At 38.5% G+C, this 17,627-nt stretch carries 13 protein-coding genes; 4 read left to right on the forward strand and 9 right to left on the reverse strand.

Annotated elements, in window-relative coordinates; all coding sequences use genetic code 11:
* Positions 1 to 9: 9 nt before the first annotated feature.
* A complete protein-coding gene (gene gltB, locus CVD27_RS01605; protein ID WP_101646149.1) occupies positions 10 to 4,554 on the reverse strand; it encodes a glutamate synthase large subunit in 4,545 nt (1,514 codons plus the stop codon).
* A 133-nt stretch (positions 4,555 to 4,687) separates the two neighbouring features.
* On the opposite strand from gltB, the gene CVD27_RS01610 reads away from it, so the two are divergent.
* Positions 4,688 to 5,590, forward strand: a complete 903-nt coding sequence (locus CVD27_RS01610) for a LysR family transcriptional regulator (RefSeq protein WP_101646150.1) — start codon at positions 4,688 to 4,690, stop codon at positions 5,588 to 5,590.
* Between the two features lie 79 nt (positions 5,591 to 5,669).
* Here CVD27_RS01610 and CVD27_RS01615 read toward each other — a convergent pair whose 3' ends face one another.
* Positions 5,670 to 7,430: a PAS domain S-box protein gene (locus tag CVD27_RS01615; protein ID WP_101646151.1), complete on the reverse strand. Its 1,761-nt coding sequence runs from the start codon at positions 7,428 to 7,430 to the stop codon at positions 5,670 to 5,672.
* A 223-nt stretch (positions 7,431 to 7,653) separates the two neighbouring features.
* On the opposite strand from CVD27_RS01615, the gene CVD27_RS01620 reads away from it, so the two are divergent.
* Together CVD27_RS01620 and CVD27_RS01625 are read left to right on the forward strand one after the other, a co-directional pair.
* The gene (locus CVD27_RS01620) at positions 7,654 to 8,136 is read left to right on the forward strand and encodes a CBO0543 family protein (protein WP_101646152.1); all 483 of its coding nucleotides are present in this window, start codon (positions 7,654 to 7,656) and stop codon (positions 8,134 to 8,136) included.
* Positions 8,137 to 8,247: 111 nt separating this feature from the next.
* Entirely contained in the window at positions 8,248 to 8,487 is a 240-nt protein-coding gene (locus tag CVD27_RS01625; RefSeq protein WP_101646153.1) for an HPr family phosphocarrier protein, read from the forward strand.
* A 187-nt stretch (positions 8,488 to 8,674) separates the two neighbouring features.
* Here the strand turns inward: CVD27_RS01625 and CVD27_RS01630 are convergent, their stop codons facing one another.
* Positions 8,675 to 9,889: a sugar efflux transporter gene (locus CVD27_RS01630; RefSeq protein ID WP_101646154.1), complete on the reverse strand. Its 1,215-nt coding sequence runs from the start codon at positions 9,887 to 9,889 to the stop codon at positions 8,675 to 8,677.
* A gap of 549 nt (positions 9,890 to 10,438) precedes the next feature.
* Between CVD27_RS01630 and glsA the strand changes: the two genes are divergently transcribed.
* On the forward strand, positions 10,439 to 11,368 hold the full coding sequence (glsA, locus tag CVD27_RS01635; RefSeq protein WP_101646155.1) for a glutaminase A: 930 nt from the start codon (positions 10,439 to 10,441) through the stop codon (positions 11,366 to 11,368).
* A gap of 110 nt (positions 11,369 to 11,478) precedes the next feature.
* Here glsA and CVD27_RS01640 read toward each other — a convergent pair whose 3' ends face one another.
* From CVD27_RS01640 to CVD27_RS01665, 6 genes are all read right to left on the reverse strand, one after another.
* Entirely contained in the window at positions 11,479 to 12,267 is a 789-nt protein-coding gene (locus CVD27_RS01640; RefSeq protein WP_101646156.1) for an ABC transporter permease, read from the reverse strand.
* Position 12,268: 1 nt separating this feature from the next.
* Positions 12,269 to 13,042 carry an ABC transporter permease gene (locus CVD27_RS01645; RefSeq protein ID WP_101646157.1) on the reverse strand — a complete coding sequence of 258 codons (774 nt, stop codon included), beginning with the start codon at positions 13,040 to 13,042 and terminating at the stop codon, positions 12,269 to 12,271.
* Positions 13,032 to 14,012, reverse strand: coding sequence for an ABC transporter ATP-binding protein (locus CVD27_RS01650; RefSeq protein WP_101646158.1), 981 nt, complete (start codon positions 14,010 to 14,012; stop codon positions 13,032 to 13,034). Before CVD27_RS01650 ends, CVD27_RS01645 begins: the two co-directional genes overlap by 11 nt.
* Before the next feature lie 195 nt (positions 14,013 to 14,207).
* Entirely contained in the window at positions 14,208 to 15,755 is a 1,548-nt protein-coding gene (locus CVD27_RS01655; RefSeq protein WP_374703028.1) for an alpha-N-arabinofuranosidase, read from the reverse strand.
* A 43-nt stretch (positions 15,756 to 15,798) separates the two neighbouring features.
* A complete protein-coding gene (locus CVD27_RS01660) occupies positions 15,799 to 16,824 on the reverse strand; it encodes a zinc-dependent alcohol dehydrogenase (RefSeq protein ID WP_101646160.1) in 1,026 nt (341 codons plus the stop codon).
* A gap of 160 nt (positions 16,825 to 16,984) precedes the next feature.
* Positions 16,985 to 17,626, reverse strand: a complete 642-nt coding sequence (locus CVD27_RS01665) for a GntR family transcriptional regulator (protein ID WP_101646161.1) — start codon at positions 17,624 to 17,626, stop codon at positions 16,985 to 16,987.
* Between the last annotated feature and the right edge of the window lies 1 nt (position 17,627).

Genomic DNA, 17,627 nt, shown 5'->3' on the forward strand with positions numbered 1-17,627 from the left:
TCCCCTTTCTTAGCGGATTGCAGCTTCCTGCTGTTTTACTGGTTTTGTCTTTGCTCCGGAATTCGCTAAAAAGGCGCTCATAACGGCTTCATCTTCTGAAAGGCCTGCTAATTTTTGCTCCTCGATCAATTGAATCATCCGTTTATAATCCTTCGGAATCACTTTGACAAATTTTCTAACACACTCTTCCCAGTCCTCTAGAACACAGCTTGCCTTTACACTTTCTGTGTAACGGAAATGGTTTTCGATTAACTGTCTTAGCTCATCCTCATCGGCCGGACTTGATACCGATTCAAATTCAATCAATTCCTGGTTGCATAAATTCTTAAACGTATCCTTGTCTTCAGCTAGTACGTAAGCAATTCCGCCGGACATTCCAGCACCAAAGTTTTTGCCAACGTCGCCTAAAATTACCACACGTCCGCCTGTCATATACTCACAGCCATGATCGCCAATGCCCTCAACAACCACATTTACACCGCTGTTACGAACGGCAAAACGTTCTCCAGCACGTCCATTGATATAAGCTTCACCACTTGTTGACCCGATAAAAGCAACATTTCCAGCGATGACATTTTCGCCTGAAGCAAACTTCGTGTGTTCATCTGCTCGGACGATGATTTTACCGCCAGACAGACCTTTACCCACATAATCGTTCACATCTCCAGTAAGTTCAAGCGTCATTCCTTTCGGTACGAAGGCTCCGAAGCTTTGGCCGGCAGACCCATTAAACCTTAAGGTAATCGTATCCTCTGGAAGTCCTTCTTCACCGTAACGTTTAGAAATTTCACTTCCCACAATGGTACCCGCCACACGATTGACGTTCGTGATTGGGAAGCTGGCATCGACAGGTGTACCATAATCTAATGCCTGTTGAACAGCTGGCAGAATGTATTTCACATCAAGGGTTTCTTCAATTCGGTGATTTTGCGGGCGTTTAAACGTACGTGCTCCTTCAGGCTTGTGAAGTAAAGCAGTTAAATCTAAATGCTGAGCCTTCCAGTGTGCTTTTGCACGATCACTTACCGTTAAAACATCTGTACGGCCAACCATTTCTTCTACTGTTCTAAAACCAAGCTCTGCCATAATTTCTCGCACTTCCTGTGCAATAAATCGCATAAAGTTAACGATATAATCTGCTTCTCCCGTAAACTTTTTACGAAGCTCAGGATTTTGAGTAGCAATACCAACAGGACATGTATCCAAGTGGCAAACACGCATCATCACACAGCCAAGCACTACAAGTGGTGCCGTTGCAAAGCCAAATTCCTCCGCTCCCAACAACGCTGCCATGACAACATCCTTACCTGTCATTAATTTTCCGTCTGTTTCAAGAACAACCCGGTCACGTAAACCATTCAGCATTAGCGTTTGGTGTGCTTCTGCTAATCCAAGCTCCCAAGGCAATCCAGCATGCTGAATGCTCGTTTTCGGTGAAGCTCCCGTTCCACCATCGTAACCGCTGATAACAATAACATCGGCTACTGCCTTTGCTACACCTGCTGCAATCGTTCCAACGCCGCCCTTTGATACAAGCTTTACGCTGATACGGGCATCACGATTGGCATTTTTCAAATCATGGATCAGCTGAGCCAAATCCTCAATGGAGTAAATATCATGGTGCGGTGGAGGTGAAATCAAGCTGACACCTGGTGTTGCTCCACGTACATCAGCAACCCATGGATATACCTTCTTACCCATTAACTGTCCACCTTCACCAGGCTTCGCGCCTTGTGCCATTTTAATTTGCAGCTCATCGGCATTGACAAGATAATGACTCTTTACACCAAAACGTCCAGAAGCAATCTGTTTAATCCTACTTCCTCTGTTGTCGCCATTTTCATCTAGAACAAAGCGGCTTGGGTCTTCCCCGCCTTCACCCGAGTTGCTTTTCCCGCCTAAACGGTTCATCGCAATCGCTAATGTTTCATGTGCTTCCTTACTGATCGATCCAAAGGACATCGCACCTGTTTTAAAGCGGCGGACGATGGAATCCACGGATTCTACTTCATCAATCGCCAAAGCTTGACGTGAACCATTGAATGAGAATAAGTTACGTAAGAAGCCAAGTCTTTCTTCATTTGCAAGATTCGAATATTTTTTAAATAAGTCATAATCACCGTTACGGCAAGCCCATTGAAGGGTATGGATGGTTCCAGGATTGAAGGCATGGTGTTCACCATCATGTCTCCACTGGAAGTTACTTCCTGAATCTAATGTCTTGTCAGTCGATTCTGCATAAGCATCCGCGTGGCGTAACTTCGCTTCTTCTGCAATGGTCTCAAGACCAATTCCTCCAAGTTGAGAAACGGTTCCAGTGAAGTAGCGGTCATTTACCTCTGAGCTAATCCCCACTGCTTCAAAAATTTGAGCACCACGATAGCTTTGTACGGTTGAGATCCCCATTTTTGACATGACCTTTACAACACCCTCGGTCATTGCATAAACGTATTTTTCAACAGCTTCTTGATAGGTGAATGATAAAGTTCCTTCCTGAACTGCCTGCTGATAAATAGTGAAAACAAGATATGGGTTAATGGCATCGACGCCGTATCCAAGCATGACCGCAAAATGATGAACTTCTCTTACCTCTCCTGTTTCTACAATGATGCTAGCCTTTGTTCTTAATCCTTCGCGAATCAAGTGCTGATGAAGTGCGCTCGCTGCCAATAATGATGGAATCGCTACTTCTGTTTGATTCATGTTACGATCAGACAGGATAATCAAGCTGGCACCTGCTGCAATAGCTTCGTCTGCTTGACGGCAAATTTCATCAAGGCTCTTCTCTAGATCATTAGCGAACAAGATGTCGATGACTTGGCTCTTAAATGCTTCGCTAGTCTTTAAATCTTTTAACTGGCTGTTGGTGATGATCGGTGTCTCCAGCTGAATTCGACGGCAATTTTCTGCCGATGGATGAAGCAGATTCCCTTCCGCGCCTAGATAAGAAATCGTTGAAGTTACAATCGCTTCACGAATCGAGTCAATCGGCGGATTGGTTACTTGGGCAAACAATTGCTTAAAATAATTAAACAAAGATTGAGGACGGTCTGACAATACAGCAAGCGGCATATCATTCCCCATCGCTCCAAGCGGGTCCTTGCCTTCACTTACGGCTGGAAGGATATATTTTTGAATATCTTCATAGGTATATCCAAACGCTTTTTGGCGAGTCAGTAAATCAGAAGGAACCTCTCCCTTAATCTCAACTTTCTCTTCCAAACGAACAAGCTGCTCGTCTAACCATTGCTGATAAGGCTGTGCCTGTGCCATTTCAGATTTGATTTCTTCGTCAGAAATAATCCGGCCTTCTTCCAAATCAATCAATAGCATTTTCCCTGGGCGCAGGCGCTCTTTGTATAATACCTTTTCAGGTTCTACATCAATAACCCCAACCTCTGATGAAAAAATAATATAATCATCTTCTGTAACGTAGTAACGGGCCGGACGAAGACCATTACGGTCCAAAATAGCTCCAATTTGTTTACCATCTGTGAAGGAAATCGCTGACGGTCCATCCCAAGGCTCCATTAATGAGCTGTGATATTCATAAAATGCTCGCTTCTCATCTGAAATATGAGGATTTTCAGACCAAGGCTCCGGAACAAGCATCATCGCTGCGTGCGCTGGTTTACGGCCAGCAAGAACCAAGAATTCAAGGGCATTGTCTAAAATCGAGGAATCACTTCCATCAGTATCTAAAATTGGCATTACTTTTTCCAAATCCGTTCCAAAAGCTTCAGAAACGAATTGTTTTTCACGCGCCTTCATCCAGTGAATATTTCCCTGAAGGGTATTAATTTCACCGTTATGAATTAAATAGCGGTTTGGATGGGCTCTTTCCCAGCTTGGGAAGGTGTTTGTACTAAAGCGTGAATGCACTAAGGCAAACGCAGAGATAAAATTCTCATCCTGCAAGTCCAAATAGAACTGATCTACCTGTTCTGGTGTTAACAGACCTTTGTATACAATGGTTCTGCTTGAAAAACTCGCAAAATAAAAGCGATATTCTGAGTCCTTTGCCCATTTTTCTGCTTGTTTCCGAATCACGTACAATTTTCGTTCAAACGTTAATGAATCCGTACTATTTTCGTTGCCAACAAACACTTGGCGAATAACCGGACAGCTTTCTTTCGCCGTTTCCCCTATTTTTTCAGCATCGACTGGAACCGTTCTCCAGCCAAGCACCGTTTGTCCCTCTTGTTCGACCAATTGATTAATATATGATTCTATTTTTTCCCGTTCCGCATCATCCTTTGAGAAAAACAGCATCCCCACACCGTATTCCCCTTTTTCAGGTAAGTTCATGTCTGAACATTCTTGGCGGAAAAATAAATCCGGAATTTGAACCATAAGACCCGCGCCATCGCCTGTAAATGGGTCACTCCCTTGACCGCCGCGATGATCCAATTGACAAAGCATTTTTAGTCCTTTTGCCACGATATCATGAGTGGCATTTCCTTTTATATGAGCATACAAACCGATTCCACATGCATCATGTTCAAATTCAGGACGGTAGAGACCTTGCGCTTTTGGTAGTTGATGATATGTCATATTAAATCTCTCCCTGTAGTTTGTTGTCGAAATATTGCATATAAATACATTTTAGGTTACCTTAATAATACAAACAATATATTATTTATATTAAATTCATCTAAAATTTATATAAGTAAAAGGAGAATCAAAAGTGGAGCTTCGTCAATTACGTTATTTTATCGAAGTAGCGGAACGGCAGCATGTGACAGAGGCAGCTGAAAATCTTAATGTTGCACAGTCAGCCGTCAGCTATCAAATTACAAAGCTGGAAGAAGAGCTGGGGGTTAAGCTATTAGAACGAGTGGGTAGAAACATCAAGGTAACACAGATCGGAAATGTTTTTTTACAATATGTAATAAATGCCCTAAAAACAATTGAAGAAGCAAAGGAAAAAGTAAACGAATATCTCGATCCGCAAGCAGGAACAATTAAAATTGGTTATCCGACGAGTCTCGCCAGATATTGGCTTCCAAATGTTATTTCAGCTTATAAGAAAGAGGTGCCACATGTTAACTTCCATTTGCGTCAAGGCTCCTATGCATACTTGATCGATGCGGTTAAAAACGGTGAAATTGACTTAGCCTTTCTCGGCCCCGTTCCCATGAAGGATCCGGATCTTGAGGCTAAGATTTTATTTATGGAAAATATCGTTGCCTTGCTCCCTAATCACCACCCATTGGCTGATAGAAAAAGTTTGCCTTTAAGTGATTTGCGGACGGATCCTTTTGTTTTATTTCCAAATGGGTATGTTCTTCGGAAAATAGCAGTAGAGGCCTGTCATGAGGCTGGCTTTGAACCAAATATTGCCTCTGAAGGGGAAGACATGGATGCGTTAAAAGGACTCGTTTCCGCAAGCATTGGCGTCAGCCTATTACCTGAGAGCACTTTCTATGACTCTATTCCCCGATTCACAGTGAAAGTATCGCTCGAGTCACCAAAGGCGAGGCGTACAGTTGGTGTCATTATTCCGAAAAATAGAGACCTAGCACCATCCGAAAAAAATTTCTATCAATATCTTATCCAGTTTTTCAACAGGTTGGAACAGTATAAATAATCAATTTTAAAATAGATTAAGCCAATACATATATGAGATGTATTGGCTTATTAAGCGTTCCGTTGTAATGAATAAAGTTTTATTCTAAAGGCAAGATCACATCGATCGTTGTTCCTTGGTTAGGCTCACTCATGATATGTACTTCACCTAAGTGGTTTTCAATGATTTTCTTACTAATCATAAAGCCCAAGCCTGTCCCATTTTCTTTCGTAGTATAAAAGGGCTGGCCTAGCTTAGAAAGAGTTTCTATTGTCATCCCCACTCCTTCGTCCTTAAAACAAATATTTAGTTTATCTTCATCCCGCTGTTTTATTTGAATCAATAGTTTACCGCCCTTAGGCATAGCTTCTATCGCATTTTTAATATAATTAATAAAAACTTGTTTCAATTGGTTCTCGTCACATTGGATATAGGTATCTTCAGTATCAAACTCTGTGATAATTTCTACATTATTTAAGATTGCCTGCGAATCTAATAAAGTAATCACCTGATCCATCAGGACATTGATATCTTTTCGTTCAAGTTTCTTTACTTGAGGCTTAGCTAGAATTAATAGTTCACTTAGAATAAGTTCAATTCGTTTGATTTCGGAAATGATGATATCAAAGTATTCATTGTATCCATCAATGTCTGAATTCATTAATTGAATAAATCCTTTGATGGCAGTAATCGGGTTTCGGATTTCATGGGCAATCCCAGCAGCTAACTGACCAGCTATGGATAGCTTTTCCGTATTTTGCATCATTTCTTGAGATTTTTTCCACTCGGTAATATCCTTTAAAATCACGGACCAACCATCATTATGCCCGATTGCATCCTTAATAGGTGAGATAGACAGCAATACATTTATTGTGGATCCATCCTTATGTAAACGAGTGGTTTCTGACCTTATTACATAATGACCTTTCTTAACCATTGCTTCGAATTTTTTTACTTCATCAATAACCTCTGATGGAATAATAGGCAGTTTATATAACGGCAGGTCAATAATTTCCTCTTTGAACCAGCCAAATGTATTTTCAAATGCTTGATTTACCTGAATAACCTTTCCTTGTTTACCAAAGATTAGAATAGCATCGCCATTATTTTCAATAAACGATTCTAATTGATAGGTTTTCGCTTTTAATGCGTCTTCAGATTTCTTTTTAGACGTGATATCCTTTGCTATTCCGTAAACACCGATCACTTCGTTATTAACAATGAGAGGCATATTGGTTACATCTACATGAATAATTGAACCATCCTTATGCAAGGCTTTGTTCTGGTATCTTTGTGTGGTCCCCCCTACAGCAATATTATAATGATGTAAGGTTCTATCTTTATCATCTTCTGAAACCATTGGCTCAAATGTCTTTTGCAGGTATTCTTCTTCGCTGTACCCCAATAACCTTTCCATTGCAGGATTAACGGCAAGATAATTCCCTTTTAAATCAAAAGAAAACACCGCATCAGGGTTTTGCTGAAAAAGTGATTTATAGTGCTGTTCTTTTTGGACTGATTCCCTTTTTGCTTTAGTAACATCTCGGAAATACACAGTTAAACCATTGGGTGATGGATAGGCACGAACATCAAACCAAGTGCTAAGTGGGCTAAAATAGGCATCAAATGTTACAGGAACTTGTTCGTTAATGGCTTTATGATATTGTTCATGAAATTTTAAATCGACAGCTTTAGGAAATTCCGTCCAAACATTCTTACCAATTAAATCAGCTTGACTTCGAAAGAGCAAACGTGCGGCCTCTTTATTAATGTATGTAAAGTTCCAACATTTATCAACTGCAAAAAATCCATCTGTAATACGTTCTAATATTTCGAAAGCATCTTCTAATTGAGCGTGCATATTTTAACTCCTCATAAATGAATGGTACTTGTGCGCATTTATTACGAATCTTTTGCCCTAAATATATTGTATATTAGAGTGGAATTATTTGTAATATATTTATTCGGATTTTTCAGCCTAAAAAAATTTTTTTTCTATTTCTAACTGGTTTAAAGTTTTACTTTATACAATATTTCTCCAATCCTTTGGATAACATAATTATTGTGAGATAGGAGGAAAGAAAATGGGAAAAAGCTTTGAAAAAACGGTTTTAAGATTACTGTTCGTTTTCGGTATTGCTTCTTTTTTCAATTTAATCAGAAAGCCTCCCATGAAAGATTGGTTAATTATCTTTTTATTAAAAAGTTATATTGCCTCCATTTTAGATACCTTTGTTGTGAAAAAGGGTTATATTGAGTATCCTTTCAAATTATTTAAGACCTTTGACATAAGTGCTATTTTTAGTTATTTAATTTATCCCATTACCTGTATTTATTTTAATCAAGTAACAAGAAATTCAAATATTAAAGGAATCCTGATTAAGTGTTTAGTCTTTAGCGTCCCCTCTACTATTGCCGAACATTGGCTTGAGAAAAACACCAAATTAGTCAAATATAAAAAATCCTGGACATCCTTACATAGTTTCTTTTCAATCGCTGCTACTTTTTTAATGGTTAGGTTCCTGATGACACTAGTTAGAAAAACCGCCGACAAACAACCAGAATAATGCTGGTTGTTTTTGTCTTTTTTTACCAAATTCACTCATGATTTTACTTGCAGGAGAATTCATACATTCGTAGAAATAATAATATTACTACATAACAGGAGAAGAAAATAAATGAGAGTAAAAGAAATGAAGATTATTAAAAACTTACCTGTAGATAGTTTAATTAAATTTATTGAAACTGCCAACACTTTTGAAAGCGATATCAGGATAAAAGGGGGGAATTTTACAATCGATGCCAAAAGTATTATTGGTGTCCTAACATTGGTGAGGGCTGGTTTAGAAGTAACCTTAATAACACAGGGGGATGATGAAGAAGAAGCATTAAAGGCCATATCCCATTTATTATTATGATTTGGATTGAGTGGTGACATGGTGATGTAAAAAGTGAGTTAGTAAATCTCTCAAGAAAACTTGGAGGTATCTTCATTTACAATTATAATAAAAATGTGACATTATTCAAGGAATGAAAACCATAGTGTGGGAAGGCACTATGGTTTTCATTCCTTATTTTTGCAAACTTACCGGCATCAAAAGATTATTATACCGATCGAGGATTTCCTGTTGTTGCTGCCATATCCACATCTGGTCTTGTTCTCCATAAGATGAGAAACGATAAAACCACTATGACGAGACATACCCAATTAACATGACGATAACCGGCAAACTGGGCAATAAAACCACCGCCAAGATTTCCTACTAACCTTCCAATCGTTGACCCGTTGGAGTAGATGGTTGCGGACAGCCCTGGTGAGTTAGGAAGCAGATCTGTGAAATAGGTTAATCCATTGCCCATGACAATAGCCACAAACGATGCCTGCAGAAGCTGCGCAGCAATAAGCTGCCATGAATCGGTCGATAAGCTTAAGATTGTATAATAGAGAACAGCGATGAAGCAGCCAATAATCATCAAGGCGTGATTCGATATTTTCCTGCTCATTGCACCAAGTACTAGCATAATAGGAATTTCCAAACCAGCACAAACACTAACGACCAACCCTACTTCGGTATGCGTACCATGAAGCTCATTTACAATAAACAGCGGTGTGTTGATCCCATTTATGGCATTAACCGCAAACAGAAAGATAAAGGCGATAAATGGCTGCCTGATCATCCTGTTTTTAAGTGATGAGGTACTTTTCCCCTGCCTTTTCATGCCTTGAACAGTTTTTCGTTGCTGCAAAAATAGGAAAACAAGAGATGCAATGGTAAGAAATATGGCGGATGTCCCCAAAAAGAGACCTTTATATCCAAAAGCTCCCAATATGAATGTTCCTCCTAATGGTCCCACGAGGAATCCGAGAGACACAAGAGAACGTAAGGAAGACATCGCAAAGGTCTTATCTTCTGATTTACTTGCATTTGCTGATTCCTGTGCGTAGGCATAAATTTGAGGCATGGCTGCAGCCCCTAGTCCATTAAAGAGAGTCACGGCAATCAACAGAATATAGAAGTTTTGAAACACCAAATAAGATGTATACCCCAAAGCGGATGAAAGCATGGCTGCGATAATAATCCATTTCCTATCCAGCCCGCTATCTGAACGTTTAGCTATAAATGAATTCACCACCACTCCGCTCAATGAACTCACGGCCATAAAAAAGCCAAAGGCTCCTGCACTCATCCCTAATTTTTCCGTAGAAAACAAGGATAAATAAGGCATGGAAATGGAAATTCCGATACCAACCAGAAGCATACAAATGACGAATAAGCTGTAGCCTTTGATCTCAAACATTTTTTTTAACCGTATAAACAACTTTTAGCCCCCTTAATGTTTGAATATGCATATGATTCTGAATCAATTAATCTTTTAATCTGGGTCTAGTCCGACTATAAGTACCAATTTTCTAAAAGAAAAACCCAAACCACTAAAATTGAAGACATAATAAGTCTACAAATTAAGCGATTTAGGTTTTGCCTGGTGACCAGTAACAATCCAATAGGTTTTGCCTGCGAACACCACTAACAATCCAATAATCTAAAATCATTATTGTCATCTAATTTTAATTATAAACAGAATACGTTTGCTTACAATCGTTAAATACATACAATCTGTTTATTATTAAACAAATAAATAAAAATTGTTTAATATCTCTTTAAATATACGAAAAAGTATAAAATATCTAGTTTTGAATGATTTCCTCCCCTTTAATGATTGATAGCCTTATTATGAGACAAACGAACAACCGAGCGTTATCTCAATTCTCTCAAATGATTGCCTATTCCTCTCACAACAACTTACGATGCATTATATAAATGAATGATTGCCAACCAATTGGGGCTATACTACTATGGGTGATGTATAATGCCATGTCAAACAAGTGGTGAATTAAAACTTTTAGTGAAAGAAGCAAAAAGATATACAAAAGATGGCAAGGTTGCAGATTATATTCCTGAACTGGGCAGAGCAAATCCAGATGATTTGTCCATTGCCATTCATTATCCTGACGGAAGATGTATCTCAGCTGGAGATATAGATAAAAAGATCACACTTCAAAGTATCTCAAAGGTTATTAGCTTAGCTTTTGTTTTAATGGACAGAGGCTTTAGTTATGTATTTGAGCGGGTTGGAATGGAACCGACTGGAGATCCTTTTAATTCGATTGCCAAATTAGAAACAATGGCACCAGCTAAGCCTTTAAACCCCATGATAAACGCAGGAGCTCTTGTTGTGACCCACATGATTAATGGGGATTCAGTAGAGGATCGATTTCATCGGTTATTAGGCTTTATTAGGGAGTTGGCTGACGATCCTGCCATCGGCTATTGTGAGAAAGTAGCCCGTTCTGAGTACGAAACAGCGAATTTAAACCGGGCATTATGTTATTTTCTTAAGCAGCATCAAATCATCACTGAAGATGTCGAAGAATTATTGGATTTATATACAAAACAATGTGCAATCGAAATGAACTGTTTAGATTTAGGGAGGATCGGGATGATCTTTGCCATGGATGGCAGAGATCCACTTAACGGCAAACAAATCATGCCTGAGGATGTTGCACGAATTTGCAAAACCTTTATGGTTACATGTGGAATGTATAATGCGTCTGGTGAGTTCGCCATAAAAATTGGTATTCCTGCTAAAAGTGGTGTATCCGGAGGTATCTTGGGAGCTGTTCCGGGTAAATTTGGAATTGGAATCTTTGGGCCTGCATTAGATGAAAAAGGGAACAGTGTAGCGGGAATAAAACTCTTGGAGCTTTTATCCAAAAATTATAAATTGAGTATGTTTTAAGGAGGGCTTTTTTCCATAAAGGCATACTCTTTTTTAATGTAAAAAGGCAAGCTTCAATCGCTTGCCTTTTTACATCTGATCTTCCGTAAGATTAAAAACTACTATGATGTTTAGCTACTTGCACTAGTGTAATTGGCAAGTGCAAACTTCCAAAATCGACGAGCCAGCCAAAAGAAAATTATAGCTACAATTAGTGACGCAACCGTTGTTCCCCCATCCCACTTTCCAATTAAAGAGCTAGCCGGGGTAAACGTTAGAAACGCAGCAGGTAACACATACGTTAAAGCCATACGCAACCATCCTTTATACATAGTGATTGGGAACCGCGTTGTTTCAAAGAAAGAGTTAAATAAGAAAGACAAATCATCCATCCGAATTACCCAAAAGGCCGTGGTCATCAATAACATCCATAAAGAATAAATAATCAATAACGCTGCAAAGATGCTGACGAAAAAGAACCCCACATCAAGCAAGGATGGTAAGAAATGCTTTTGAACTAGACCATAGACCAGTAAACCTATCCCTAATAGAACATCGATCAAGCGCCAGAAAACCAAATGCCGCAGGCTCACGAAAAACATACTATCAACCGGTTTTGTCAGCACATAATCCAAGGTTCCCATCCGAATATGTAAAAGCAGCCGCGGCATATTTGGACGAAGGGCGAAATCCACTAATCCTTGTAAGGTATTAAAAATACCAAGAAGAATCAGAACATCGGCATAGGCCCAGCCGCCCAATTCATCCGTTTGATAGAAGAAAATTTGAACCATCAAAATCGAGACGATGATACCAAATAGACTCGAAAAGAGATTTCCTATAAACTCGCTGCGATATTCAAGCTCCTCTAATAGACAAGTTCGAAAAAATTCTTTAAATATACGCCAATATCGCCTCATGTTATCCTCCCACCGCCTGGTTTTTCTTTAATCCAGCCTTCCATAGCCACCCAATGGCCCCAATGAGAAGAACAGTCCAGATGAAGGAACCGACAAACCCAACCAACATGGTTTGCCGATCGGCTGTCTCTGTTAAGATTTCTAAAGGAAATCCAATCATATATCGGTAAGGTAAGAAGGTACTGATTTGTTTGACTACGGGAGGTAAAAGTGAAAAAGGCGCAATCCGACCAGAAATAAATAACGATACGGTTTCAAACGTGGCATAAACTGCGGTTACCTTGGTCATCCAAAAGCCCAAAATACCGAACATATAACTAAAAGCAAATCGAATAATAGCTCCGAGTATGAGTGCAGCTAAAAATAATATCCATTGACTTAGTGACAAATGTAATTGGAGTGAAGGAACGAAGAAAGATAGAATAAGCCATAAAGGTACAAGGACAACTAAGAACAAACCTTTATATACGACATTTTCTGCAATCGCCCAATGGATCGGATGAAAAGGCCGCACAATTTGATAGGAGAACGTCCCTTCCCTTATCTGACGATCCATTTCCCAAATATCCCAAGCACTTGTCAAGCGCTCTACCATGATGAGTGAAATAAAATATAAAATAAAAGAATCTCCTTTTTCAGGATAGATATTCATCCACACCATCATGGTGATTAAAGGCTGGACCATCGTCCCAAACATCCAAACCATTGTAGAGAGCTGATAAGAAAACATCTCCACATACTTCATCCGTAAAATAGCTCCATATTTAGTAATCATGTGACTCCTCCTGAAAAGCTAAGGTAATCACTTCTTCCATCGGAGGATCTTGGATATTTAGGTCATTGATTTCAAAATTAGCCAGCAGTTCAGATGAGACAAAAGGTACACGGTCCCTTGCAACTCGAAGTGTCAATTTTCCATCTACGAATGAAACCACTTCACCGAAGGCATCCCATTGACCTTGTGAACCAGAAGGAAGTCGGACCTCTAATAATTTATAAGGGGTTAATCTCTCCGTTAATACTTGTAATTCTCCGTCGTATAGAAGTTTCCCGTGATTAATAATCAATACCCGCTCACAAAGTGCAGTAACATCTCCCATATAATGAGAGGTTAGGAGAATGGTTGTTTTATGTTCACGATTATATTTGGCAATGAATTGTCGTACCTTTTCTTGGGTATCCACATCCAACCCAATCGTCGGTTCATCTAAAAAAAGAATCGATGGTCGATGAAGTAACGAAGCGGCCAATTCACATTTCATTCGCTGACCCAAACTTAGATTGCGAACCGGTTTTCCGAGTAAAGGAGCTAATTCAAGCAATTCAACGAGTTCATCTAATGTTTGACGGAACACTTTTTCATCAATCTCATAGACGCTTTTATTTACTAGGAAGGTCTCCATGGGGGGGATATCCCAAATCAATTGACTCTTCTGCCCCATAACCAAACTCATCATTTTTTTGAACTCATTTTTCTGATCCTGTGGTTTAAAACCGTTCACTTCAATTCTTCCAGAAGTAGGATGCAGCAAACCAGCTAACATCTTAATCGTGGTCGTTTTACCTGCTCCATTTGGACCTAAAAATCCCACAATTTCTCCTGTATTTATGGTAAAGGATACATCCTTTACTGCCTCAACGGTTTGGTATTCCCGTTTGAACAAACTACGTAATGCTTCCGTCCAGCCCTCCTGCCTGACATGAACGCGAAAAAACTTATTTAAATCTTGAACTTGAATCGACATGTTTCCTCCAACTATGAAAATATGATCATACTCTAAAAGTTTAGTTTAAAAGTTTATGGAGCACAATCATAAAAATGAGAATGCGAGTAACATTTTTAATAGTGCCCCTACTTATGAAAAAACCATGATTTCTTACTTATTAGTAAGGAAATCATGGTTTTTTTTTACCTGCGGTTCTTCAGATTTTTCAATCTATTAAAACTCTAGTTCTACGGCTAATACAGATTTTCCAGGCAAAACGAACGAAACAAGATTATCTTGTATCTTAATATCATCGAAGGTGATCGGTTTAATCTGTTCTGGTTGTTCAAATGTGTTACACATATTCATCGTTTCTGCTGTTAAAATCCGGGCATTCACGCTTGAAATTGCTTTATCTCCATCTAATCTGCAAGTAATTTCCTCGCTATTATGAGGATCGAGATTACATAATGTAAGATGTACTTTTCCTTGTTGATCACGGGATGCGGAGGCGTTAACAATTGGAAGAGATCCTCCTCCAAACTGATAATCCCTTGTTTCTATATTGATTGGAATAAGAGTTGAGTCCTGATGTACCTTGTACATTTCAAAAACATGATAGGTTGGAGTTAAAATCATTTCGGAGCCTTCAGTAAGAATTAATGCCTGCAGAACATTTATTAGCTGAGCAATATTTGCCATTTTAACTCGATCACAATGATTGTTAAAAATATTAAGATTGATCCCCGCAATTAAAGCATCTCGCAGTGTATTTTGCTGATATAAAAACCTAGGATGTGTCCCTGGCTCCGGCTCATACCATGATCCCCACTCATCCACTATAAGCGCAACATTTTTATCCGGATCATATTTATCCATAACTTTAGAGTGATTTGTAATGAGCTCCTCCATATAAACTGCCCTTTGCATATATTCAAACCACAAATCTTCATTAAATTTTGTAGCGCTAGTATAATTTAGCCGATTTCTAACATAGTAATGAAGACCAAGACCCCATAATTGTGGTCGATAATATTCCCAAGCAGATTTTATCGGTTTATCATGTGTTGAGTTTTCAAGTTGAGGTGTTTGTCCTGTACATTCACGCATGACTACTTCGGTCCAATGATAATCAGCTTCACTAGGACCACAAGCAATCTTCTTTATCTCGTTACCAGAGTAATTGCTGACATATGTTTGATATTGTCTGTATTTTTCAACGTATGTTTCAACTTTCATAAGACCGCCGCAGCCCCAGTTTTCGTTGCCAATACCAAAAAAGTTAAGACTCCATGGTTTTTCCCTGCCATTCTTCTTTCTTAAATTGGCCATAGGGGATTCGCCGTCAAAGGTTAAATATTCAACCCACTCCTGCATTTCCTTTACGGTACCGCTTCCAACATTGCCGCAAATATAGGGTTCACATTCAAGTTGTTCACACAAATCCATAAATTCATGTGTACCAAAATGATTATTTTCTACAACATGCCCCCAATCTGTGTTAATCATATAGGGACGATCCTCACGAGGTCCAATCCCGTCTTTCCAATGATAATTATCTGCAAAGCAGCCTCCCGGCCAACGTAAATTAGGGATGTTGATTTCTTTTAAGGCTTCGACGATATCATTACGTATACCGCGAGTATTAGGAATCGGAGAATCTTCACCGACCCAGAGACCATTATAGATACAACGGCCAAGATGCTCCGCAAAATGACCATAAATATGTTTACTGATTACATATTTGCCTTTACTTAAGTCTAAATCCAAAATAGATGCCAAATCTTTCACCCTCTTAATTTTTAGTAGTTTTTTATAACTCAGGTTATTTAAAATGAATTAGTACCTTTAATGATTGATCCCACTTTTTATCGACTAGTTCAAAGCCTTTAGCCGCTTCTTCAAAAGAAAGTTGATGAGAAATGATGACATCCTCAAAAACTTTACCATCCCTCAATAGATTAATAGCATTTTTCAAATCTTTATGTGTATAACAAAAAGATCCTATCACTTCTTTTTCTTGATTTTGCAGTTGAACAATATCTATTGTCTCTTCTTTATGAAACATGGCTATGGCAACAAGCTTTCCCCCTCTTCTAAGAAGACTTAAAGAATTATTAACAATACCTGGAACTCCAGCTGCCACAAGTACTTTATCGAATTCACCATCAACAAGTGCTTTTGCTTCTTCCATCCAATTATTTTGATCTCTTATATTTATGGTTATTGTAGCGCCACATTTTAAAGCGCTTTCCAAACAGTAGTCCATAATATCTGCTGCTAAAATTGTAGTGGCACCGGCTGCTTTAGCTGCAATTAAACTTAATAATCCAATGGGTCCCATCCCAATAATGGCAACACGATCACCTGGTCGAATATTTGCTTTTTCAACAGCATGAACACCAACAGCTAATGGTTCAGCTAACACGCCTTGCTCGTAGCTTAATTCATCAGGTAAAATGAACACACTTTTTTCAGGTGCAACAAAATATTCAGCCATTGCTCCATACCATTCATTAATTCCTGGCGCTGCTCGATTCATACAGTAATTGGTTTCACCTTGCAAACATGGCTCACAATGGCCACAACCTTCTTGCGGTTCAACTGTAACTCTATCGCCTACTTTGACCTTTTTTACATTTTCACCAATCTCAACCACTTCTCCAGCGATTTCATGGCCAATAATTACAGGGGGTTTACGAAACTGATGTATGCCTTTATAGGTGTGTATATCGGATCCACAAATTCCAGCAACTTTTACTTTAACTTTTACCTCATTTGCTTTAATTGATTGCGGCTCAACTTCCTTGCAAACGACCAAATATGGTTCTTCTACAAAAATTGCTTTCAAAAAAGAACTCCCCCCTGCCCCGTTAAATTGAACTTTAAATAGAATTTTATTTATACAGGTTAAATACTATTTTTTAACACCTGTTTCTAGGCTTATAAACTCCCAAATTTAGCTCCCTTCTATTTGCTCCTTAAAATGGATGAACTATCTTTTTAGTGATTTAACTAAAAAGCAATTTAATTGAATCTTTTAAGTGGTTACGCATTAAATCAATACATCGTCTATTTTTCTTTTCCAACTGTAAATAAATTTCCTCATGTTCCTGTAGAAACTTTTCCATCCGGTTAGGATTTCTATTTAGATGTCTTAGTGTGATTCTCAAAAGATGTGAATTATAATTTAACAATATTTTTTGAATTTCTTTGTTTTTTGCAAATTTAGCGATTAAAAAGTGAAACTCATGGTCATTTTTGGCAAATTCCTTTACATCTCTCTTTTCAACCGAGTTTTTAGTTAAAGTTAAGTTTTCTCTTAATAAATTCAGTTGTTCTTCTGTTATCGTTTTATAGATCTGCTCACAATTATACGTTTCGATTGCCACCCGCAAATGATAAATATCAATAATTTGTTCAATGGAAAGATCTTTGACGGCAATCCCCTGTTTAGAAGAAACCGTTACAAACCCTTCTGTCTCTAGGCGGTCAAGTGCAGATTTAATAGGGGTTTTACTCATTTGTAATAGATCAATTAACTCTCTTTCGGATAAAAAACGATCAGGTTTAAATTCTTCTTCAAGTATTTTTTCTTTTATTTTGTTATACGCTATATCTTTTAACAATAGAGATTTCTTTACTTCTTCCATA

Origin of the sequence: Neobacillus cucumis (genome assembly GCF_002860255.1) — a bacterium.
GTDB lineage: Bacteria > Bacillota > Bacilli > Bacillales > Cytobacillaceae > Neobacillus > Neobacillus cucumis_A.

Excerpts from the sequence above, each read along its gene's own strand:
- glsA (WP_101646155.1), top strand. The coding sequence starts at position 10,439 with ATGCCATGTCAAACAAGTGGTGAATTAAAACTTTTAGTGAAAGAAGCA.
- CVD27_RS01625 (WP_101646153.1), top strand. The coding sequence starts at position 8,248 with ATGAGAGTAAAAGAAATGAAGATTATTAAAAACTTACCTGTAGATAGT.
- CVD27_RS01645 (WP_101646157.1), bottom strand. The coding sequence starts at position 13,042 with ATGATTACTAAATATGGAGCTATTTTACGGATGAAGTATGTGGAGATG.
- gltB (WP_101646149.1), bottom strand. The coding sequence starts at position 4,554 with ATGACATATCATCAACTACCAAAAGCGCAAGGTCTCTACCGTCCTGAA.
- CVD27_RS01620 (WP_101646152.1), top strand. The coding sequence starts at position 7,654 with ATGGGAAAAAGCTTTGAAAAAACGGTTTTAAGATTACTGTTCGTTTTC.
- CVD27_RS01650 (WP_101646158.1), bottom strand. The coding sequence starts at position 14,012 with ATGTCGATTCAAGTTCAAGATTTAAATAAGTTTTTTCGCGTTCATGTC.
- CVD27_RS01640 (WP_101646156.1), bottom strand. The coding sequence starts at position 12,267 with ATGAGGCGATATTGGCGTATATTTAAAGAATTTTTTCGAACTTGTCTA.
- CVD27_RS01665 (WP_101646161.1), bottom strand. The coding sequence starts at position 17,626 with ATGGAAGAAGTAAAGAAATCTCTATTGTTAAAAGATATAGCGTATAAC.
- CVD27_RS01615 (WP_101646151.1), bottom strand. The coding sequence starts at position 7,430 with ATGCACGCTCAATTAGAAGATGCTTTCGAAATATTAGAACGTATTACA.